This is a genomic window from Lysobacter sp. CCNWLW3 (assembly GCF_036697405.1).
GTDB lineage: Bacteria > Pseudomonadota > Gammaproteobacteria > Xanthomonadales > Xanthomonadaceae > Lysobacter.
Genome location: NZ_JBAHWA010000018.1, coordinates 46,824 through 66,261, shown reverse-complemented (window position 1 = coordinate 66,261; position 19,438 = coordinate 46,824). Strand labels below are relative to the sequence as shown.

Here is a 19,438-nt window from a genome sequence, read left to right as displayed (position 1 = left end):
CGCGTTCGCGCTGCGGTAGTGGTACGCCGCCGCCTGCGCGTGCTTTAGCCCCTCTCCCGCTGGCGGGAGAGGGGTTGGGGCGAGGGCCGACGCGAGTACGTGACGCCGACCTCTTCTGCCCTCATCCGCCCTGCGGGCACCTTCTCCCGCGGGCGGGAGAAGGAAGTAGCGGCAGAAGAAGGGAACAGCGAAAGAGGCCACAGCGAAGCTTCGCCGCTGTCGCGCCGCACCTCACAACTCATTCCCCGAATACGGATCGATGTCGTACGCATACCGTTGCGCCAAGTGCCCCGGCTGCGCCTGCACGCGCGCGATCCAGGCGCGGAACTGCGGGTACGGCGTCAGCTCGATGCCCGCGTCCTCGGCGCGGCTGGCATAGGCGTACAAGGCAATGTCGGCGATGCTGTAGTCCTCGCCGGCCGCGAACGGGCGCTGCGCGAATTCCGACTCCAGTATCCCCAGCGCCCTGAGTGATGCGCCGCGCTTGGCCTCGATCAGGGCCGGATGCCGCTGCGGCAGCTTGCCGGTCAGGGTCCAGTAGCGCAGCGAGCCTATGCTCATTTCCACGTATTGCTGCTCGAACGACAGCCACTGCCGCACCTTGGCCTGCGCGAACGCGTCGCCGGGCAGGTAGGGCGTGCCCTGCGCCAGATAGTCGAGGATGGCGTTGGACTCGGCCAGCACGCGCCCGTCCTCCAGCTCGATCGCCGGCACCGCGCCGGTCGGGTTGATGCGGCGGTAGTCGTCGCGGCGGCCCTCGCCTTCGAAGATGCTGACGATGCGGCTGCGATAGGGCCGCTGCAGGTGCTGCAGCAGTTGGCGGATCTTCCAGGCGTTCTGCGAGGGCAGGTAGTCGTAGAGGGTGAGCATGGTGCGGTTCCGGGGGCGATGCGGACAGTCTCGGCGGCGCCGGGCGGGCGCGATATCCGATTCTTGCGGCGGCGACGGGGCGCTGCGCGGCAAGCGGGTAAAATGCGCGCATGACCCAAGAACTCCCCCTCGGCCGCCACGTCGACTACCCGCGCGAGTACGACCCCTCGCTGCTGTTCCCGATCGCGCGCGCGCTCGGCCGCTCGCATATCGGCCTGTCCGACCAGGCCCTGCCCTTCGTCGGCCTGGACCGCTGGCACGCCTACGAACTGAGCTGGCTGGACCGGCGCGGCAAGCCCTGCATGGCCACCGCGACCCTGACCGTGCCGGCCGATTCGCCGAACCTGGTCGAATCCAAGTCGCTCAAGCTCTACCTCAACTCCTACAACGCCTCGCGCTTCGGCAGCGCCGAAGAGGTGCGCGCGCGCATCGGCGACGATCTGGGCCGTTGCGCCGGCGCGCCGGTCGAGGTCGCCTTCGGCCTGCCGCCGATGCGCGAGAGCGCGGGCGAGTCGCTGGACGAACTGGACGTCGCCATCGACGACTACGGCCCGCCCAACGCCGCCCACCTGGCCGTCGACCCGGCCATGGTCGTCGAGGAGACCCTGAGCTGCGGCCTGCTGAAGTCCAACTGTCCGGTCACCGGCCAGCCCGACTGGGCGCGCGTGGACATCGCCTACCGCGGCCCGCGCCTGGACCGCGCCGGCCTGCTGCGCTACCTGGTTTCGTTCCGCGACCACGCCGAGTTCCATGAGCAATGCGTGGAACGCATCTTCGCCGACCTGCTGCGTCTGGCCTCGCCGCAGGCCCTGTCGGTGGAGGCGCGCTACACCCGCCGCGGCGGCCTGGACATCAATCCCTGGCGTGCGACCGCAGGTTTCTTGCGCCCGGTGGCACACCGCGACGAACGTCAATAAGGACGGCTGCGGACGTTCACATGGACGCAATATCTTTTTAACAACTGCCGTGTCATCGTGCTTCCGCCAATTCGGCAGGAGCACGTAAACCCATGACTACCCCGGACAAGAAAGCCGATTTCTCCGACGTGCAAAGCAGCGTCGATAGCACCGAGCAGGTCACCCAGCGGGCCGACTTCAGCGACGTCCAATCCTCGGTCAGCTCCACCGAAGACATCACGTCGTCGACGGCGCCCACGGACCAGACCTACACGGTGGAAAAGGGCGACACGCTGTCGCACATCGCCAAGCAGTTCTACGGCAAGGCGAACAAGTGGAACGCGATCTTCGAAGCCAATCGCGACCAGCTCGACGATCCCGACAAGATCAAGCCCGGCCAGGTGCTGAAGATCCCCGCGATCAACGATTGATCCCAACGACCGGAACCGCCGGGAGCCACTCGTTCCGGGCGCGTTCGAATGCTTGTTCGCACCTATTCCAGGAGAAACACCATGATGATCCGTAACCGCATGCACTACGCTCTGGCCGCTGCTCTGGTGGCCTCGCTGGCCCTGGCCGGCTGCAAGAAGAAGGAAGAGCCCGTAGCCGCGACCCCGCCGCCGGCCGCCGAGCCGGTCGCACCGACCCCTGCGCCGGCGCCGGTCGCCGCCACCGCGTCCGTCGCCAGCGTCGACCTGGGCAGCGCCGTGGGCGCCGACAAGAAGGTCACCGCGCCGGCGACCACGTTCAAGCCCAAGGACACGATCTACGTCGCGATCTCCACCAACACCTCCGACCCGGCCGCGACCGTGCCGGCGAAGCTGGGCGCGAAGTGGACCTTCCAGGACGGCCAGACCGTGAAGGACGACAGCGCCGACGCGCAGCTGATGGGCCCCGGCGTGACCAACTTCAGCATCAACAGCCCGAAGGGCTTCCCGACCGGCAAGTACAAGGTCGACGTGACGCTGGACGGCGCCGTGGTCCAGTCGAAGGAATTCGAAGTCAAATAACTCTCTCCCCGCCTGATGGGCGGGCAAGCCCGGGCGCGGTTCCAAGAGGACCGCGCCCTTTTTTTGTCCGCGATTTTCGCAGGCGGCTCCCTGCCCGCGACCCGGCGCTCAACCGCCCGGGAACTCGCCGTCCAGGTAGTACCAGCGGCCGTCCTCGCGCAGGAAGCGGCTGACCTCGCGCAGGCGCACCGCCGAGCCGCCGCCGACCCGGTAACGGGCGACGAACTCGACCGTGGCCGCGTCCTCGCCGTCGGCGCGGTGGCGCTTCACCTCCAGGCCCAGCCAACGGGTGGCCGCCGGGTCCAGCTCCAGCGCGGGCGGGCGCGTGCTCGGGTGCCAGGTCGCCAGCACGTAGTCGCGCAGGCCCAGCGCGTAGGCGCTGTAGCGCGAGCGCATCAGCGCCTGCGGGTCGGCGGCCACGGCGCCCGCGTGCAGCGGCCCGCAGCAGGCGGCGTAGGGGCGGGCGGGGTCGCAGGGGCAGGCGGACATGGGCGGTTTCCGGAAGGGGGCAGGCGGCGAATCGACCGCCGGGAGGCGAATTCTCGGCGAGCGCACGCCGCTGCGACTACCATGCGCGTCCCGAACCCGCTGCGCGACCTGCCATGAAACCGCCCGCCTACCTCGACGACGCCCAGATCGAACGCCTCGCCGACCTGCTCGACCAACGCGCCGTTCCGTTCAAGGGTTTCAACCTGGAGGCGCTGGACGGCTTCCTGTCGGCGCTGGTGGTCGCGCCCGAGGCCGTGCCCGCCAGCGAATGGCAGCCCGTGGTCTGGGGCGGCACCCCGCCGCGCTGGAGCGACGAGGCCGAAGCGGCCCAGATCGAAGCGCTGCTGCAGGGCCACTGGAACATGGCCGCCGCGCGCGTGCGCCACGGCGACGACGATCTGCCCGACCACCTCGCGCCGCTGCTGTGGCTGCCCGAGGACGTGGAAGTCGACCAGGGCGACGATCTCGACGTCGGCCGCGACTGGGCCTTCGGTTTCTTCCGCGGCGTCGAGCTGCGCGAAACCGCATGGGAGACCTGGCTGGACGAGAACGAATGGATCGACGAGATCTTCGTGTTGTTCGACCGCCTCGCCAGCGGCGAAGTGCTGGGCGAAGACCCGGAAGCCCCAGGCACGCCGATCAGCTACCGCGAGCGCCTGGAGATCGTCTCCGGCCTGCCGGGCATGCTGGCCGACCTGCACCACCATCGCATCGAAGCCCTGACCCCGCGCGAACCGCTGCGCCGCGCCGATACGCCGGAGCGCAACGACGCGTGTCCTTGCGGGAGCGGGAAGAAGTACAAGAAGTGCTGCGGGGCTTGATTGGGTTTTGACGTTAGTTCCTGCACAGGCGTGAATGACGATCGAGAGGTGCGAAAGAGTGCACCCGCGTTGTAGTCGCCTCAGCTTTCGACGTCATTCCCGCGAAGACGGGAATGACGAGCCAAAGCAGAACGACGGCGCCCGCACATCTCCGCCCTATTCCGCATTCCGCTTCGCTTCTATTCCGCCACACCTCAACCCGCTACGCCCTATTCCGTTTTGCCCTCTTCCATTCCGCCACACTCCGCGCCTTCGCCATGCACCCCTGCCTCAGCTGCGGCGCCTGCTGCGCCCACTACCGCGTCGCCCTGCACTGGAGCGAAACCGACGCGTTCGCGCCCGGCGGCACGCCCGCCGAACTGACCGAGACTCTGGACGCACACCGCGTCGCGATGCGCGGCACCTACGGTGGCGGCGCCATACACTGCATCGCGCTGAAAGGCGACATCGGCACGGCCGCGCACTGCGGCATCTACGCACAACGCCCCTCGCCGTGCCGCGAACTGCAGGCGTCCTGGGAATACGGCGAACCCAGCCCGCAATGCGATAAGGCGCGCGCGGCGCACGGCCTGGCGCCGCTGCAGCCGGAGGCTTGGGTTTCGGGTAGCTGAAGCGCCCAGCCCCACGAGCCGATACCGGCAACGACGTCGCGCCGCGGAGAGCAACATGGCCGCCGGCGCCGCGGAATGCATCATTCCAGCGCGTACGGCCCTAAATGCCCTGTCGGCCTTTGCCACGCCCGGCCCGAACCGCGACAATGGCGGGCCGGATCGCAGCGCCACCGCGACCCGCCAGAACCCTGCTTCGCCCCTGCGCCCGCGCACGGGACTGGCCCCACTGGAGATCGTAATGACCGAGTTCGTAGCGACGCCGCCCGCAGGCGGCGCCAAGATCACCAAGACCCCGACCGGCCTGAATGTGCCGGATCGCCCGATCATCCCCTTCATCGAAGGCGACGGCACCGGCCCGGACATCTGGCGCGCGTCCGTGCGCGTGCTCGACGCGGCCGTGGCCAAGGCCTACGGCGGCGCCAAGAAGATCGAGTGGCTCGAGGTCTATGCCGGCGAGAAGGCCAACAACACCTACGGCACCTGGTTGCCCGACGGCACCGTGCAGGCCTGCCGCGATTACCTGGTCAGCATCAAGGGCCCGCTGACCACGCCGGTCGGCGGCGGCATCCGCTCGCTCAACGTCGCGCTGCGCCAGATGCTGGACCTGTACGTCTGCCTGCGCCCGGTGCGCTGGTTCGAGGGCGTGCCCTCGCCGGTGAAGAAGCCGGGCGACGTCGACATGGTGATCTTCCGCGAGAACACCGAGGACATCTACGCCGGCATCGAATGGGCCGGCGGCAGCAATGATGCGCAGAAGGTGCTGGACTTCCTGCAGAAGGAATTTCCGCAGGCCTTCGACAAGATCCGTTTCGGCACCGCCGACAAGAACGGCGCCTGGTTGAAGGAACTGGAAGCCATCGGCGCCCCGGCGCGCGAGCTGCCGGTCGAAGTCGGCCTGGGCATCAAGCCGGTCAGCCGCCTGGGCACCGAGCGCCTGGTCCACAGCGCGATCGCCTACGCCATCGAGAACAAGCGCAAGTCGGTGACCCTGGTCCACAAGGGCAACATCATGAAGTACACCGAAGGTGGCTTCCGTGATTGGGGCTACCAGGTGGCGCGCGACTTCTTCGGCGCGGTCGAGCTCGACGGCGGTCCATGGCACGTGATTCCGGAAGGCAAGCCGGGCGCGGGCCTGGTCATCAAGGACGCGATCGCCGACGCCTTCCTGCAGCAGATCCTGCTGCGTCCGAAGGAATACGACGTGTCGGCCACGCTCAACCTCAACGGCGACTATTTGTCCGACGCGCTCGCCGCGCAGGTCGGCGGCATCGGCATCGCGCCGGGCGCCAACATCAACTACGTGACCGGCCACGCCGTGTTCGAGGCGACCCACGGCACCGCGCCGAAGTACGCCGACCTCGACAAGGTCAACCCGGGTTCGGTGATCCTGTCGGGCGAGATGATGCTGCGCTACATGGGTTGGGCCGAAGCCGCCGACGCGATCATCGCGGCGATGGACAAGGCCATCGCCAGCAAGCGCGTGACCTACGATTTCGCCCGTCTGATGGACGGCGCGACCGAGGTGAAGTGCTCGGAGTTCGCCGACGAGATCATCAAGCATCTCTGAGGCGGCGACGTTTGCATCGCGGTATGACAAAGGGCGCCTCGGCGCCCTTTGTTTTTGGTCGAAGCAGCGAACCCGGCACGCGTTCAGGCAGGTGAAAACCGGAGCCCGAGCGGCGCTCACTTGATAGGCCCGCCGAAAGCTGGCAGCGTGCACGCGACGAGCTCGCCTCGCACCCCGTATAGGAAAGGATTTCCGATGGCCGACCCGGTCCAGCCCACTCCCGTCTATCCGTACGACGCGTCCCACCCCGATCACGACCGTTATCAGAAAGTGTTCGACGGCGTGAAAGCCACCGGGCAGTGGAACGACGCCGAATCCCGCAACGTGGCCGCGGGGCTGTACGACCAGCTCAAGCGCAATCCGCAGATGGGCGACTTCGACCGCATCGTGGTCGGCAAGCCCGACGCCGCCGTGCCCTCGGTGTTCGCGATGAAGGGCGCGGGCACGCCGCCCGACGCCCAACCCTGGGTCAGCGTGCCCACCGCGATGGCCAAGACCGACGCCGCGCAGACCTTGAGCGCCTACGCGCACACCCCGCAGGTCGGCAAGGACGGTTACCTGGTCGATCCGGGCATCACCAAGCAGTCGATCCCGGCGCTGGAGAAGGGCGCGCTCAAGGACGTCAACGCGGTGGTCATGCACCGCACCGAGGGCTCGACCGCGCAAGGCGCCTTGAATTCGTTCAAGACCGGCACCGGCACGCATTTCCTGATCGACAAGGACGGCACGATCTACCAGACCGCCAGCCTCAACCAGCAGACCCAGCACGTGGGCAAGATCCGCGGCCGCTGCGTGGAGGAAGGTAATTGCTCGAAGGAAGAGAAAGCCTTCTTCGACAAGACCGGCTGGAACCCCAAGGCCATCCACGACCACGAGAAAGCCAAGCCCTACCCCGAGCGTTTCCCGATGAATTCCGACAGCGTCGGCATCGAGGTGGTCGGCAGCTACAACAGCAAGACCAAGACCTGGGACGCGCCGACGCCCGAGCAGACCGCGTCGATCAACAAGCTGGTGGGCATGCTGCAGAAGGAGTACGGGCTCAATGACAAAGACGTCTACAAACACGATGCCATCTCGTACAAGACCCTGGGCGAAGGCGCGGATCTGTATGTGCCTGGCAATCGCACTCCCCCTGCTCCCGTCGTGCAGCCATCCGGGCCCAGCCGCTGAGTCCAAGCCCGCCACCGCGCAGGGCCCCGACAACGCGATCGTCGTCACTCGCGTCGATCGCGCGGTGTTCGACGCCGCGTCCGGCAAGGACGCCAATCTCGAACCGACCTGCAAGGCCTGGAACCTGAGCAAGCAGCAGGTCGCGAACTTCTTCGTCGCCAGCCGCGAGTACCCGGACGGCACCCACGATGCCTATTACTGGGTGCCCTGCTCGATCAAGGGCAGCCTGCACGCGGGCGGCCAGGATTGGGAGTTCGAGATCAACGGCGCATCCACCGCGACCTGGACGCGCGGCGATACCGTGCGCAAGTGGGGCTGCGATGCGAAGGCATGCGAATCGTTGGTGTTGATGATGCCCGATGGCAACAATCCTTGAACCGGTACCGCGATCGATAGGCGCCACTGACGCATCGAGTCAGGAATCTCGGCCGTGAGCGTAATCGCGCCGCCGGTGGATATTCATGGGCGGCCGGTAAAAGTCGGCTCGCGGGTGCGCGTCCTTAAGATCGCGGAATGGCTGCAGCGTCAGATTCCCGCCAACGAGTTCGCGCGCCTGCAGTCGCTGGTCGGTACGATCCAGCCGATTGACGAGATCGACGAGTGGGGCGCGGCCTGGATCGAAGCCGAATTTCCGCAGTCGGCCGACCATGTCTACAGCCACAGTCTGGCGTTGGATCCGGATGAGATGGAGTTGGTTAATTTTTAGACGGGGATCGCCTGGGTCGCCTTAGGGATCGAAGAGAAAATCGCCGGTACCGGCTTCGGTCCACGCGACGAGCGTCGCGCCTAGGCGATTGATAGCGGCCACCTCGACCTCACCGGAGTAGCTACAAGCAGCCTGCTCCAAGAGCTCGCCTCTGCGCATGGTCGATAGCCGCAGCAGCGAATGTCCTCGGTCGTTGAACGCCAGCGCCTGTAAGGATATCCAGTAGGAGCTGCCTTCTTCCTGCGATCCCTCTTCGAAGCAGGGCCGATCCGCTCGCGCGCCGCTGAAATCGACCAGCTCATGCGCGAAGCGCAGCAGTCGGTCGGGATAGGTATAGAAACAGAATCGGGTCGAATGGTCCGGCGTCGTGGCATGCAACTCCAGTTCCACCATCCCGTCGTCGTCCTGCCAGCATTTGACGATGCGCAGTTTCATTCGTTCATGTCCGGTCGGCCGCAGCGCTTGGTCTGTTCATGCTGCTCAGTCCCTGGTTCCGGCGGCTCGTGGCGCTTGCACGACGATTCGGTTGGCGCCGCGTCCTACTTGTCCGGCCGAACTGGCGCGCGACCTCGCGCCGGATCGGCGTGCAGGGATATGTGATTTGGATTGTTGGGACAGGTCAAGTGGATCGGCCATTCTCCAGAAGCGAGCTGCTCAGGAATGCTCTTGAGCTCGACCTTGCAATAGCGGCAGGGCAGTCGCTGCCCCGTGGCGTATAGGCGCAAGATTTCCGCGGCGTCCATGTCGGGGTGATGTGGAATGGCTTCAGTCATGATTCGGCTTCGGCTCCATGGCGTCGATCGAAGCGCCGGGCGTCACCCTGTTTGCGACGATGCCGAACACGTAGCCCGCGACCAGGGCGGTCGGCAGCAGAATGAGCAGTTGCTTCTGAGGCAGCCAGTCTGGAAACGCGCCATAGTGATCCCAGACAATCCACAGCTTCCACGAAACCAGCGGCAGTGCCACAACCGCCGAAATCAAGAATCCCGTGTGGGCGGATACTGGACGCCGCAGAAAGCTGATCAACCAAAGTATGACTAACGGCAATCCGGCTCCTTTCAACGCACCTTCTATCGCCAGATAAGAAAGACCGTAGAGCTCGGGCTGCTCGACATGATGGGGGAACAGTACGACGGAGGTGACCAGGGACACCGCCATCGCAGAAGTCCATCCGGCCGAGAATCCGACATTCGCCTTGAACAGATTCGCCATGTGAACTCCTGGATATTGAGTCAACTGCGGCCGAATCAGTGCCTAGTGGCTTCGAGCTGCGAGGCAGGATTCAGTCCTTGCGACGAGGGGCTGCAGACGGCTTTCGTTCGTTCGGCGCCGCATCCGGGCTGACGAAAGCCCACGCTCCGCGCTTGCACGCCAACAGGATCGCACCATGGCGATCGATCACCGGGATGTCGGCCCAGGACCAGGCGCCGCAGGCCGCGTCCGAGGTTGCGGCCGCATCCTGGCTAGCGGGATCGCGCGCGTCGCATCGCTTGCGCCGTTCCATGGCCTCGTTGAAGGCCAGGACGTCGGGCCCGTGCAGGTTCACGATCACGGCGGTCGCGCCGGCTTCGTTGGTTTGTACTTCCGCGAACTTGATCGACATGCGACGCGCGTGTTCGCGCAGCATGCCCGCGTTCGGCGATTCATCGATGCGTCGGCACTCGCCCTGCCAGAACGCGTCGCCGCCCGCGCCTTCGATTTCACGAACGCAGTCGGCGAGCGGCAGGCTGGTGGCGATAGCGAAGCGCTCCAGCAGCGGTTGCAGCTGGCGCTCGTCACAAGATTGGGCGTGGGCCTGGCCTTGAGCCCAAGCCAGTGTGACCAGGAGAATCGCGGTGCGTTTGAAGCTCATAAGCCATCGTAGCAGCGCGGATGGCCGCCGAACGACATGTTTGCGGCTACGATCGTAGGATGCGGTGAGCCGACAGGCGAACCGCATCGTCGCTGTCAAATGTGGCTGCGAAGATGCGCTTGGCAGCGCATCCTACGGGTCAGCGTAACGGCGCACCTAAGTTAGCGGGCGCCCCCGTTGCCACGCGCTCGATCCGCAGCATCCTGCGGATCGGCGCCCCACGTTTACTTCGCCTTCGCCGGCGCGGCGGCGGGCGCGGCCGCAGGCGCCCCACCCGTCAACACCTGCGCATCGCCGTACGGGCCGCGACCGAGCTTGCCGGTCTTGATCCAGTCCAGCTGCATGCGGAAGTAGCCGTCGGCGATTCGGGTCTCGGTGCGTTCGCCTTTGGCGTCGGTTTCGAACTTGAGGATGCCGTGGTCGGTTTCGGGGAACACCACCAGGGTCAACGGGCGGCCTTCGGCGGCCACCGACTGCAGGCGCTGGCGGGTTTCCTCCGGCGGCGCTTCGCGGTCGGCGCCGGCCAGCATCCACAGCTGCGGTACCTTGAGTTCGCGCAGCACCGGCATCGGGTCGTAATCCCAGCTGGTGCCCTTGTCCAGCTCGGGCTCCATCGCCTTGAGCTGCTGCGGCGTGTGCGAGACGACCAGGCCGGTGTACTCGCCCTTCATCGCGCCCCACCACTTCTCCTGCCCGTACTTGTTGCGCGCCACGGTCAGCGCGTCCCAGCCGTCCTTGCCGTGCGAGGCGACGATGGTGCCGGTGGCGTCGGTGACTTCGCGCGCCTTGGCCACCACGTCGTCGCCGTAGCCGGCGTTGCGCAGATCCAGCGCGACCTGGCCGGCGTCCTCGCCCAGGGGGCTGATCGCCATGCCGTAGCCGACCGCGACGAAGGCCGCTTCCGGGGTCTTGCTGGCGGCCAGCGGCGCGATCCAGCCGGCCTGGCTGCCGCCCGAAAAGCCGATGCGGCCGGCGCGCTTGCCGGCCAGGCGCTTGGCCTCGCGCAGCGCGGCCTTGGCGTCGTCGGACAGCAGGTAGAAGTCCTGGGTGTACTTGCCGCCGGATTCGCCGGTGCCGCGCTTGTCGTAGACGAACACGCCCACGCCGTTGGCCGGGAACAGGTTCTGCACGTGGTAGCGGTTGACGCCGGAGTAGTCCTCCGAGCCGTGCACGGTGACGATGATCGGCACCGGGCCGGTGCCGCGCGGCAGCACCAGGCGCCCACGCAGGTTGACGTCGTTGCCTTCGAAGCGGGTCTCGGTGATGTCGAACTGCAGCTTGCGGCCGTTCTTGCCGTCGAAGGCGATCTTGCCCTGGCCGCAGCCGCCGAAGCTCACGCGCACATTATCGGGGCGGTCGGTCCAGCCCAGAGTGCCGGTCCACTGGCCGTCGCGCTCGCTGATGCGGCCGGTGCGGCCGTCGATCAGGCGCCAGCGCAGGGCGCCTTTGTCGGCGTTGGCCACGTCGACGATGCTGCCGTCGTCCAGACGGTAGGCGCCGGCATGGCAGCTGGTGGTGTCGGTGGCGTTGGAGGCGAACGCGGCCGGGCTGATCAGCAGCAGCAGCGGCAGCAGGGAGCGCGGAATTCGGCTGTACGGCATGGGCTTCTCGGTGGTCGGCGTGCGGCGCCGGGGTGGTATCCACAGGATCGATGCAATAGCGTGCAGTTGGGTTGCAGTTTTTTCTGCACCTTAGCCACAAGTAATGCGCAAGACGATCATAGACCGCGCGCGGCGTACCGGGATCGGGCGATCCGTCGCCGCGGCGCCGATGCTCGCCCGCAGGCAGGCATGCTACGGCAGAAGCGCTCGCAGAGGAGAGGAGGGCCGGGACGCGACGCCGGGCCGGTTGGCAGATGCACCGGCCGCACCGCATCGCGCCTGGAAGGTGCAGGGCCGGCCCGAGGCTACGACCCCGCGGACCGGCCACTGCTGTTGCGCCGGATGGAACGGCCCGATGCCGGAAGGCGCTGACATCGGCGGGAGGCGTCGCCGCTATCGACAAAGCCCGGCGGGCGTCGTCCGCACCACCGGAACATCTCCGAACCGTCCTGTTCCCGGACAGCCGGCGTTCGATCGGACTTCGGTCCTTGCCGCGTCCCGGCCTGGCTCATGCCGCCCGCGGAATGCGTATGGAGCGGGTGCGGTACTGCGATGGCGGGGTCGCAGCTTACGCCGCTCCTACCCCGCGTCGGCAGCTTTGGGAGCCGCGATCGCGAGCGGCGACGGCGCGCGCCGGATCAGCAATCGTCGTGATCGTGTTCCGCCTGCTCCAGGGCATCGCCGTAGCGCGTCAGTTCGGCGGCCGGGGCGCGGCGCGCGCGCAGGCTCACCGGCAACAGGCGCTCGCCGTCGGGACTGAGCCAGCGGCCTTCGAGGCGGTCGCCGTCGGCATGCAGCAGCATCGCGCCGGTGATGCCGGCGCCTGGCACGGATTCGACCAGGCTCAGGTGACGGCGGTCGCGGGTGGCGCGCAGCAGCAACCACTTCGACACACCGTCGTAGCGATAGATCGCGCGCACCGTGCGCTGATCGCCGCCGCAGGGCGCGGGCTCGTCGACCAGGTACAAGGTGACCGCGCGCGTGCCGACCTGGCCGGTGTAAACCCGCTCGGCGGCGGCGTCGCTGGCGCCCTCCTCCACCCAGGCCGGCGCGGCGGGCGGTGCCGCCAGTGCGGGCACGATCGCCAACGCGATCGCGGCCGCGGCGATCCACCGCAGCGCGCGGCGGAAGTATCGGTGCTGACTCATGGCGTGCGTTCCCCGTCTCGCGTCGGCGCGCAGCATGGCATACCCGCGGCCGTCCTCCGGCCTTGGCCGAAGAACGGTGACCCGCCCACGCCGATCAGCGCGACGCGGCGGCCGGCGACGCGGCGTCCGTCGCGGCCTGGCGGTCGGCGACGAAGCGGCGCATCTCGCGCTCCAGCACCGGCAGCGGCACCGAGCCCAGGTTCAACAGCGCGTCGTGGAATTTGGCTTCTTCGAAGCGCGTGCCCAACTGGCTCTCGGCTTCGCTGCGCAGCTGTCGGATGCTGCGGTAGCCCAGGTAGTAGGCCAGGGCCTGGCCGGGCCAGCTGATGTAGCGATCGACCTCGGTGCGGATGTCGTGCGGCGCCAGCGCGGTGTGCTGGGATAGATAATCGATCGCCTGCTGGCGGCTCCAGCCGTATTCGTGCAGGCCGGTGTCGATGACCAGGCGCGCCGCGCGCCACATCTCGAAGCTCAGGCGGCCGAAGTCCTCGTACGGCGTTTCGTACACGCCCAGCTCGATGCCCAGCCATTCGGTGTACAGGCCCCAGCCCTCGCCGTAGCCGGAGAAATAGGTCTGGCGGCGGAAGTCCGGGCGGTCCGGCGCTTCCAGCGCCATCGCCGCCTGGTGGCTATGGCCGGGCACGCATTCGTGCAGGGTCAGCGCGGCCAGGGTGTACAGCGGCCGCGACGGCAGGTCGTAGGTGTTCATCAGGCACGAATCCAGGCCGCCGCGCCCGGAGGTGTAGATCGGCGCGATGTCGTCCGGCACCGGCAGGATCGCGAAGCGCTTGCGCGGCAGCTGGGTGAACAGGTCTTCGAGGCGGCCGTCGACCTTCTTGGTCACGTAGGCCGAGTACGACAATAGTTCGCGCGGAGTCTTGGCGTAGAACTGCGGATCGCTGCGCAGGAACGCCAGGAACTCCTCGAAGCTGCCCTTGAAGCCGGCCTTGCGCATCACCTCGCGCATCTCGGCCGAGATGCGCGCGACCTCCTGCTTGCCGATCTCGTGGATCTGCGCCGGGGTCAGCTCGGTGGTGGTGTATTCGAGAATCTGGCTGCGGTAGAAGGCCTTGCCGTCGGGCAGCTCGCTCGCGGCGGTGCTGGTGCGCGTGCGCGGCAGGTATTCCTCGCGCATGAAGCGCAACAGCTTGGCGTAGGCCGGCGCGACCTCGTCGCGGATCGCGCGCTCGCCCTCGGCCTGCAAAGCGCGCCGCGTCTCCTCGCCCAGGTGCGCGGGAATCGCGGCGAAGGTGGCCGAGAACGGATTGTCGGCGCCGGTCTTGGCATAGGGCTCGATGGTGCGGTCGCGGCCTTCGACCGCGACGCGCGGCACGCTGTAGCCGCGCGCCAGGCCGGCGCGCATGTTGGCGATGTTCTCGTCGAAGTAGCGCGGCAGGTCGTGCAGACGGCCGAGCAGGCGGCGGTATTCCTCGGCCTTCTGATAAGGACGACGCGGATTGAGCCCGCCCCAGAAGAAGGTGTCGCTGTTGAACGGCGCCTCGAAGGTGCGGTAGCGCGCGTTGTTGAGTTCGATCGCCACCGAGGTGCGAAACACCGCGGCGTTGATGCGCTCCTCGTCCGACAACTGCGCCTGCGGCAGCGCGTCGAGCTCGGCCAGGGCCTTTTCCCAGTAAGCGATGCGACGCTGCCAGGCCTGCGGGGTGACGCTGGGCATGCGGTCGCCGTCTTCCCAGCGGCCGTCGGGTTCGCGCACGCGCACGAATTCCTGCTGGCGCCAGCGCCACTCGGCGTCGTACAGCTCGCGCAGGCGGCGCGTGGCCTCGTTGGGCGCGGCGGCGGCGGCGCTGGCTTCGGCGGCGCCGGCCGGCGCTACGCCCGCCAGCGACAGCACGGCGAGCAACAAGGACGGACCCAATAGGCGAACGATCATGCGTGGACTCTCGGCGTAGGCGGATGCGGGCGGGACACGAGGACGCGCATCGATACGGTCGCGTCAGGCGCTCGAATCGAGATCGGCGGTGGTCCAGATTCCGTCGATACAGCGTTGCACGCCGCCGGGGTCGGCGTCACCCAGCCCGGGCGGCAGGCGGTTGCCGTAGCGGTGCAGCACGGCGGAGCGATGGATGGGCGCGGGCATGCCGACCGAAGTGAAGCCGGCATGGCTGGCGCTGGAATATGGCAGGCGTCTGTCATTTGCGAATGCTTGCCAACCGGCACAGCTCTTCTTCGCTCAAGGCCGGCCCGCCCGCGGCAGCGATGAGCTCTGGCGGAAATTGCGGCAACTCGCCTGTTCCCGAACGCCGCAGGCCCTCGCCCGCCTGGATCGGCGGGCCGCCTTCTTCCATGTAGCGCCGAATGTGCTCGTACAGGCGCCAGAGCAGTTCATCCTCCCACCAGCCCTTGTAGCCGATGGTCACGATCTCCTGGCATTGCCTGGGTTGCTTGGGGGCACCCCACAGCAGCGCCAGTAGATACGAAGAGCGCGCCGCCTCACCGGTCATCTCGCTGAGTTGATAGCTGCGCGCATAGGCGTCGTCCCACCGATAGGTCTTGACTTCGCCAACGCCGGCGCGTTGCCAGAACTTCCAGAACCTCATCGGGATGACGGTGAAGAACGAAACCTCTCGGGTCTTGCGATTGAAGAGGACCGGGAGATCGCGGGGAGTAAGAAATCCAACCCTGAAGAAGAATATTGCCGTCACCAGAAAGAACAGCGCTGCGGCCGCCGAAATGACGGAGATCAATGCATCCAACAAATGATCCGACTTGTTGGGATCCAGATCCATGATGGAGTCAACCGCCCCCCATCCGAACAGGCATGCGGCGAATCCGATGAGAATTGTGTACAACCCCATCATGAATGCGATTTCGGTGGTCCCCGCCGGCGCGCCGATGACGATGGCATTCGAATGGACACTCAACAAGGAATCGCACGAACTCGCCTTCCCATGCACCGACTCGTGCTTTTCACGCGGGGCGACGCGCCGGGGAGCCTTTCCTCCCAACAGCGTTTCCTTTCGATCCTTCTCGGAAAATTCGAACTGCGGATCGGGCGCATTCCATTGCGGCAGCCGAATATCGTAGTCCGGATTGTTTTCACGACTCATGATCTGTCACTTGGCGAATGGATCGATGCGGTCGGGACACGAAGACGCGCATCGATACGATCGCGTCAGGCGCTCGAATCGAGATCGGCGGTGGTCCAGATTCCGTCGATACAGCGTTGCACGCCGCCGGGGTTGGCGTCACGCAGCTCCGGCGGCAAACGATCCTGGCGCACGTTGTCGTAGCTGTGCAGCGCGGCGTAGCGGTGGATCGCCGCGGGCATGCCGACCGAGGTGAAGCCGGCATGGCTGGTGCTGGGATAGGGGCCGCCGTGTTGCATGGCCGGGCTCACGGCCACGCCGGTCGGCCACTTGTCGTCGATCAGGCGGCCTACGCGCGGACGCAGCGTCGCGGCGATGCGCGTGCGCAGGGCTTCGTCGCCGCCGTCGGCGGCGCTGTGCAGGCTGCCGGTGAGATTGCCGTCGAAGGCGCGCGCGATCGCGACCGCCTGATCGCCGTCGCGGTAGCGCACCAGCAGCGACACCGGCCCGAAGGCTTCTTGTTGCAGCGCTTCGGCGGCGGCGAGGAAATCCGCGCCGTCCACGGTCAGCAGGCTGGGCGCGTAGCGTGCGCCCGGGCCGGAGGCCTGGGCGGCGCCGGCGGCCAGGTGCGCGCCAGCCGCGCGCAGGCGCGTCACCGCCTGGTCGAGCTGCTGCTGCACGCCCTGCGAGAACAGCACCGCCGGCGCGGCCTCGGCGAAACGCGCCGCGGCCGCGGCCACGAAGGCATCGCCGGCCTCGTCCAGCGGCAACATCACCACCCCGGGATTGGTGCAGAACTGGCCGCTGCCCAAAGTGCAGGAGGCGAAGAACTCCTGCGCCAGCGCCTCGCCGCGCTCGCGCAGCGCGCCCGGCAGCAGGAACACCGGATTGACGCTGGACATCTCGGCATAGATCGGGATGCCGGCGCGATCCGCCGCGGCCTTCAGCGCCAAACCGCCGCCGCGGCTGCCGGTGAAGCCGATCGCGCCCAGGCGGCGGTCGCCGGCCAGCTGCAGGCCACGCTCGGGGTCGAGGTCGTACAGCAACTGCACTGTCGCCTCCGGCAGCCCGCTGGCGTGCACGGCCTCATGGGCGATGCGCGCAAGCGCGCGGCTGGTGCCCGGATGCGAGGGATGGGCCTTGGCGATCACCGGATTGCGCGCGGCGATGGCCGAGGCGAAATCGCTGCCCGCGACCGCGTTGAAGGCGAACGGGAAATTGTTGGGGCCGAACACCAGCACCGGCTTGTGCAACGGCGCGTAGTGCGCGCGCAGGCCGGCCTGGGTGTCGATGACCGGATGGGTCCAGGCGTAGGCGCGCACCGCGGCCGCGGCCAGGCGCAGCTGGCCGGTGGTGCGCGGCAGTTCGACCGCCGACAGGCGCGGCGCGACCGCCAGCGCGGTCTCGGCGTGCGCGATCGCGACCAGTTCGTCCGCGGCCGCTTCGATGCCGGCCGCATAGCGTTCCAGGAAGCCGGCGATGGACGCCGGCGCGGTCGCGGCGAGCTCGTCGGCGATCGCGCTGGCCGCGGCCAGCGCCGCTTCCACGTCGCGCGGCCCCGAGCGCGGAAATTCCGCGCCGATGGCCGCGCCGTTGCTGGGATCGAACGCGCGGAAACCGCCCGCGTCGTCGCGGCTGCGCTGCCATTGGCCTGCGATCAGGATCGGTTCCATGCGCTCACTCCTCGCCGTCGTGCCGCATCAGAGCTTGGGGCGGGTCGCCAGGGCGTGGTCGATCACCGCCAGGGCCTGGGCACGCTCTTCGCCTTCCACCACCAGACGCGGCGCGCGCACGCGCTCGTCGCCCATGGCCACGCGCTGCTGCATCAGTTTGATCAGCTGGACGAACTTGGGCACGGTGTCCATGCGCAGCAGCGGCAGCAACCAGGCGTAGAGTTCCATCGCCGCCGGCGCCCCGCCGTCGCGGGCCTGTTCGAACAAACGCACCGATTCGGCCGGGAAGGCGTTGACCACGCCGGCGATCCAGCCCACCGCACCCATCGCCACGCCCTCGACGATGGCGTCGTCCATGCCGACCATGAGCTCCAGCCGATCGCCCAGCAGGGCCTTGATCGCGGCGAAGCGGCGGATGTCGCAGGAGGATTCCTTGACCGCCTGCAGGGTCGGATAGGCGGCGGCGAGTTCGGCGATGCGCTCGGGCACGAAGTCGGTCTTGTAGGCGACCGGGTTGTTGTACAGCAGCACCGGCAGGCCGGTGGCTTCGAGGATCGCGCGCATGTGCGCGCCCATCTCGCGCCAGTCGGTGGAATACACGTACGGCGGCAGCGCCATCAGCCCGCGCGCGCCCAGGCGCTCGGCGGCCTGGGCCAGGCGCACGGCCTCGGCGGTGGACAGGGCGGCGATGCCGGGGATCACCGGCGCGCGCTCGCCCAGCGCCCCGACCAGGGTTTCGATGATCGCCAGCTTCTCGTCGAACGACAGCGTCGCACCCTCGCCCAGCGAGCCCAGCGGCACGATGCCGGTGCAGCCGGCGTCGATGAGCTGGTTGGCGTGGCGGGCGAGGAAGGCGTGGTCGACCGTGCCGTCCGCGTTGAACGGCGTGGTGATGGCGGGCACGACGCCGCGCCAGAAGCTTGCATTGCTCATGTAAGGGTCCTGTCTCGAAACATGGGAAGGGATTCGCGGCGCGCGGCGTCTACTCGGGACGCACGCCCCAGGCGAAGGGATCGTCGTCCTCGACCAGCAGCTGGCCCTGCGCCATCAGATGCGCGCGGCCGCTGATGCGCGGATGGATGCGGCCGGGCGCGGCGGGCTGGTAGCTGCCTTCGAACACGCTGCCCAGCACGCTCTCCATGCGCGTGATCGCGCCGGGCGCGAGCGCGCCGTCGGCGGCCAGACAGGCCAGCTTGGCCGAGAAGCCGGTGCCGCAGGGCGAGCGGTCGTAGGCCAGGCCCGGACAGAGCACGAAGTTGCGCGCGTCCACGCCGGGCGTGAGCGCGGCGCCGTTGAGTTCGATGTGGTCGATCTGCGCACCGTCGGCGCCGCGCACGCCGGTGGCCTCCAGCGCATGGCGGATCGCCTCGGTGTAACGGGTCAGCTCGCGCCAGTGCGCGACCGCGAGCGGGATCGCGCAGTCGCGCGTGATGTAGAACCAGTTGCCGCCCCAGGCCACGTCGCCGCGCACCTCGCCGTAGCCGGGCACGTCGAGCACGACGTCCTGGGCGTGGCGGTAGCTTTCGACGTTGTCGATGGAAACCAGGCCGTCGTCGTGCAGCTGCGCCACCACCGTGCCCACCGGCGTGTCGATCGCATGCCGGCCCGGGCCGATCCGGCCCAGGTGCGCGAGGGTGCGCACCAGGCCGATGGTGCCGTGGCCGCACATGCCCAGGGTGCCGACGTTGTTGAAGAAGATCGTCGAGGCCACCGAGAACACGTGCTGCGGCGGCAGCAGCAAGGCGCCGACCATGGCGTCGGAGCCGCGCGGCTCGCAGGCGATCGCGCTGCGCCAGCGGTCGTGCTGGGCGGCGAAGACCGCGCGCTGCGTGGCGAGATCGCCCATGCCCAGGTCGGGCAGGCCGGACAGCACCACCCGCGTGGGTTCACCGCCGGTGTGCGTGTCGATGTAGTCGATGCTGCGCATGCCGGCCATGGTCCCGCCGGGGGCGCGCACGGGTCTAGCGGGCTTGCGCC

The 19,438-nt window shown here is 68.0% G+C and carries 23 protein-coding genes; 9 read left to right on the top strand and 14 right to left on the bottom strand.

The features are described 5' to 3' along the window. Window positions 1-231: 231 nt before the first annotated feature. Window positions 232-870, bottom strand: a complete 639-nt coding sequence (locus tag V1318_RS18990; RefSeq protein WP_332941323.1) for a glutathione S-transferase family protein — start codon at window positions 868-870, stop codon at window positions 232-234. A 110-nt stretch (window positions 871-980) separates the two neighbouring features. Here V1318_RS18990 and queF point away from each other — a divergent pair, with 110 nt between their 5' ends. The 3 genes from queF (at window position 981) to V1318_RS18975 (ending at window position 2,776) form a co-directional block, all read left to right on the top strand. Further along, the gene (queF, locus tag V1318_RS18985) at window positions 981-1,787 is read left to right on the top strand and encodes an NADPH-dependent 7-cyano-7-deazaguanine reductase QueF (RefSeq protein ID WP_332941322.1); all 807 of its coding nucleotides are present in this window, start codon (window positions 981-983) and stop codon (window positions 1,785-1,787) included. 92 nt (window positions 1,788-1,879) lie between these two features. After that, window positions 1,880-2,197: a LysM peptidoglycan-binding domain-containing protein gene (locus V1318_RS18980; protein WP_091637445.1), complete on the top strand. Its 318-nt coding sequence runs from the start codon at window positions 1,880-1,882 to the stop codon at window positions 2,195-2,197. A gap of 81 nt (window positions 2,198-2,278) precedes the next feature. Beyond that, entirely contained in the window at window positions 2,279-2,776 is a 498-nt protein-coding gene (locus V1318_RS18975; RefSeq protein WP_332941321.1) for a hypothetical protein, read from the top strand. Window positions 2,777-2,884: 108 nt separating this feature from the next. Here the strand turns inward: V1318_RS18975 and V1318_RS18970 are convergent, their stop codons facing one another. Beyond that, window positions 2,885-3,265 carry a YchJ family protein gene (locus V1318_RS18970; protein ID WP_332941320.1) on the bottom strand — a complete coding sequence of 127 codons (381 nt, stop codon included), beginning with the start codon at window positions 3,263-3,265 and terminating at the stop codon, window positions 2,885-2,887. A gap of 113 nt (window positions 3,266-3,378) precedes the next feature. Here V1318_RS18970 and V1318_RS18965 point away from each other — a divergent pair, with 113 nt between their 5' ends. From V1318_RS18965 to V1318_RS18940, 6 genes are all read left to right on the top strand, one after another. Then, the gene (locus V1318_RS18965) at window positions 3,379-4,086 is read left to right on the top strand and encodes a UPF0149 family protein (RefSeq protein ID WP_332941319.1); all 708 of its coding nucleotides are present in this window, start codon (window positions 3,379-3,381) and stop codon (window positions 4,084-4,086) included. A gap of 257 nt (window positions 4,087-4,343) precedes the next feature. Beyond that, window positions 4,344-4,697 (top strand): YkgJ family cysteine cluster protein, encoded by a 354-nt coding sequence (locus tag V1318_RS18960; RefSeq protein WP_332941318.1) that lies wholly within the window; start codon window positions 4,344-4,346, stop codon window positions 4,695-4,697. A gap of 238 nt (window positions 4,698-4,935) precedes the next feature. Next, window positions 4,936-6,264, top strand: a complete 1,329-nt coding sequence (gene icd, locus V1318_RS18955) for an NADP-dependent isocitrate dehydrogenase (RefSeq protein WP_332941317.1) — start codon at window positions 4,936-4,938, stop codon at window positions 6,262-6,264. Between the two features lie 195 nt (window positions 6,265-6,459). Beyond that, window positions 6,460-7,434, top strand: a complete 975-nt coding sequence (locus V1318_RS18950; protein WP_332941316.1) for a peptidoglycan recognition family protein — start codon at window positions 6,460-6,462, stop codon at window positions 7,432-7,434. Window positions 7,435-7,498: 64 nt separating this feature from the next. After that, entirely contained in the window at window positions 7,499-7,810 is a 312-nt protein-coding gene (locus V1318_RS18945) for a hypothetical protein (RefSeq protein WP_332941315.1), read from the top strand. Between the two features lie 54 nt (window positions 7,811-7,864). Beyond that, window positions 7,865-8,140 carry a hypothetical protein gene (locus tag V1318_RS18940; protein WP_332941314.1) on the top strand — a complete coding sequence of 92 codons (276 nt, stop codon included), beginning with the start codon at window positions 7,865-7,867 and terminating at the stop codon, window positions 8,138-8,140. A gap of 21 nt (window positions 8,141-8,161) precedes the next feature. On the opposite strand, the gene V1318_RS18935 is transcribed toward V1318_RS18940, so the two are convergent. The 12 genes from V1318_RS18935 to V1318_RS18880 form a co-directional block, all read right to left on the bottom strand. After that, window positions 8,162-8,575, bottom strand: coding sequence for a hypothetical protein (locus V1318_RS18935; RefSeq protein WP_332941313.1), 414 nt, complete (start codon window positions 8,573-8,575; stop codon window positions 8,162-8,164). A gap of 104 nt (window positions 8,576-8,679) precedes the next feature. After that, a complete protein-coding gene (locus V1318_RS18930; protein WP_332941312.1) occupies window positions 8,680-8,913 on the bottom strand; it encodes a hypothetical protein in 234 nt (77 codons plus the stop codon). Continuing rightward, entirely contained in the window at window positions 8,906-9,352 is a 447-nt protein-coding gene (locus tag V1318_RS18925) for a hypothetical protein (RefSeq protein ID WP_332941311.1), read from the bottom strand. Before V1318_RS18925 ends, V1318_RS18930 begins: the two co-directional genes overlap by 8 nt. A 70-nt stretch (window positions 9,353-9,422) precedes the next feature. Beyond that, window positions 9,423-9,992, bottom strand: a complete 570-nt coding sequence (locus tag V1318_RS18920; protein WP_332941310.1) for a hypothetical protein — start codon at window positions 9,990-9,992, stop codon at window positions 9,423-9,425. 224 nt (window positions 9,993-10,216) lie between these two features. Next, window positions 10,217-11,593, bottom strand: a complete 1,377-nt coding sequence (locus V1318_RS18915; protein ID WP_332941309.1) for an alpha/beta hydrolase — start codon at window positions 11,591-11,593, stop codon at window positions 10,217-10,219. Window positions 11,594-12,231: 638 nt separating this feature from the next. Continuing rightward, on the bottom strand, window positions 12,232-12,741 hold the full coding sequence (locus V1318_RS18910; RefSeq protein ID WP_332941308.1) for a hypothetical protein: 510 nt from the start codon (window positions 12,739-12,741) through the stop codon (window positions 12,232-12,234). A 94-nt stretch (window positions 12,742-12,835) separates the two neighbouring features. Next, window positions 12,836-14,632 carry a DUF885 family protein gene (locus V1318_RS18905; protein ID WP_332941307.1) on the bottom strand — a complete coding sequence of 599 codons (1,797 nt, stop codon included), beginning with the start codon at window positions 14,630-14,632 and terminating at the stop codon, window positions 12,836-12,838. A 63-nt stretch (window positions 14,633-14,695) separates the two neighbouring features. Continuing rightward, the gene (locus V1318_RS18900) at window positions 14,696-14,839 is read right to left on the bottom strand and encodes a hypothetical protein (protein ID WP_332941306.1); all 144 of its coding nucleotides are present in this window, start codon (window positions 14,837-14,839) and stop codon (window positions 14,696-14,698) included. Between the two features lie 52 nt (window positions 14,840-14,891). Then, complete coding sequence (locus V1318_RS18895) at window positions 14,892-15,809, bottom strand: DUF6708 domain-containing protein (protein WP_332941305.1); 918 nt, start codon at window positions 15,807-15,809, stop codon at window positions 14,892-14,894. 65 nt (window positions 15,810-15,874) lie between these two features. Beyond that, window positions 15,875-17,461 carry an aldehyde dehydrogenase family protein gene (locus V1318_RS18890; protein ID WP_332941304.1) on the bottom strand — a complete coding sequence of 529 codons (1,587 nt, stop codon included), beginning with the start codon at window positions 17,459-17,461 and terminating at the stop codon, window positions 15,875-15,877. A gap of 27 nt (window positions 17,462-17,488) precedes the next feature. After that, window positions 17,489-18,394 (bottom strand): dihydrodipicolinate synthase family protein, encoded by a 906-nt coding sequence (locus V1318_RS18885; protein WP_332941303.1) that lies wholly within the window; start codon window positions 18,392-18,394, stop codon window positions 17,489-17,491. A 49-nt stretch (window positions 18,395-18,443) separates the two neighbouring features. Beyond that, window positions 18,444-19,388: a proline racemase family protein gene (locus V1318_RS18880; RefSeq protein ID WP_332941302.1), complete on the bottom strand. Its 945-nt coding sequence runs from the start codon at window positions 19,386-19,388 to the stop codon at window positions 18,444-18,446. Between the last annotated feature and the right edge of the window lie 50 nt (window positions 19,389-19,438).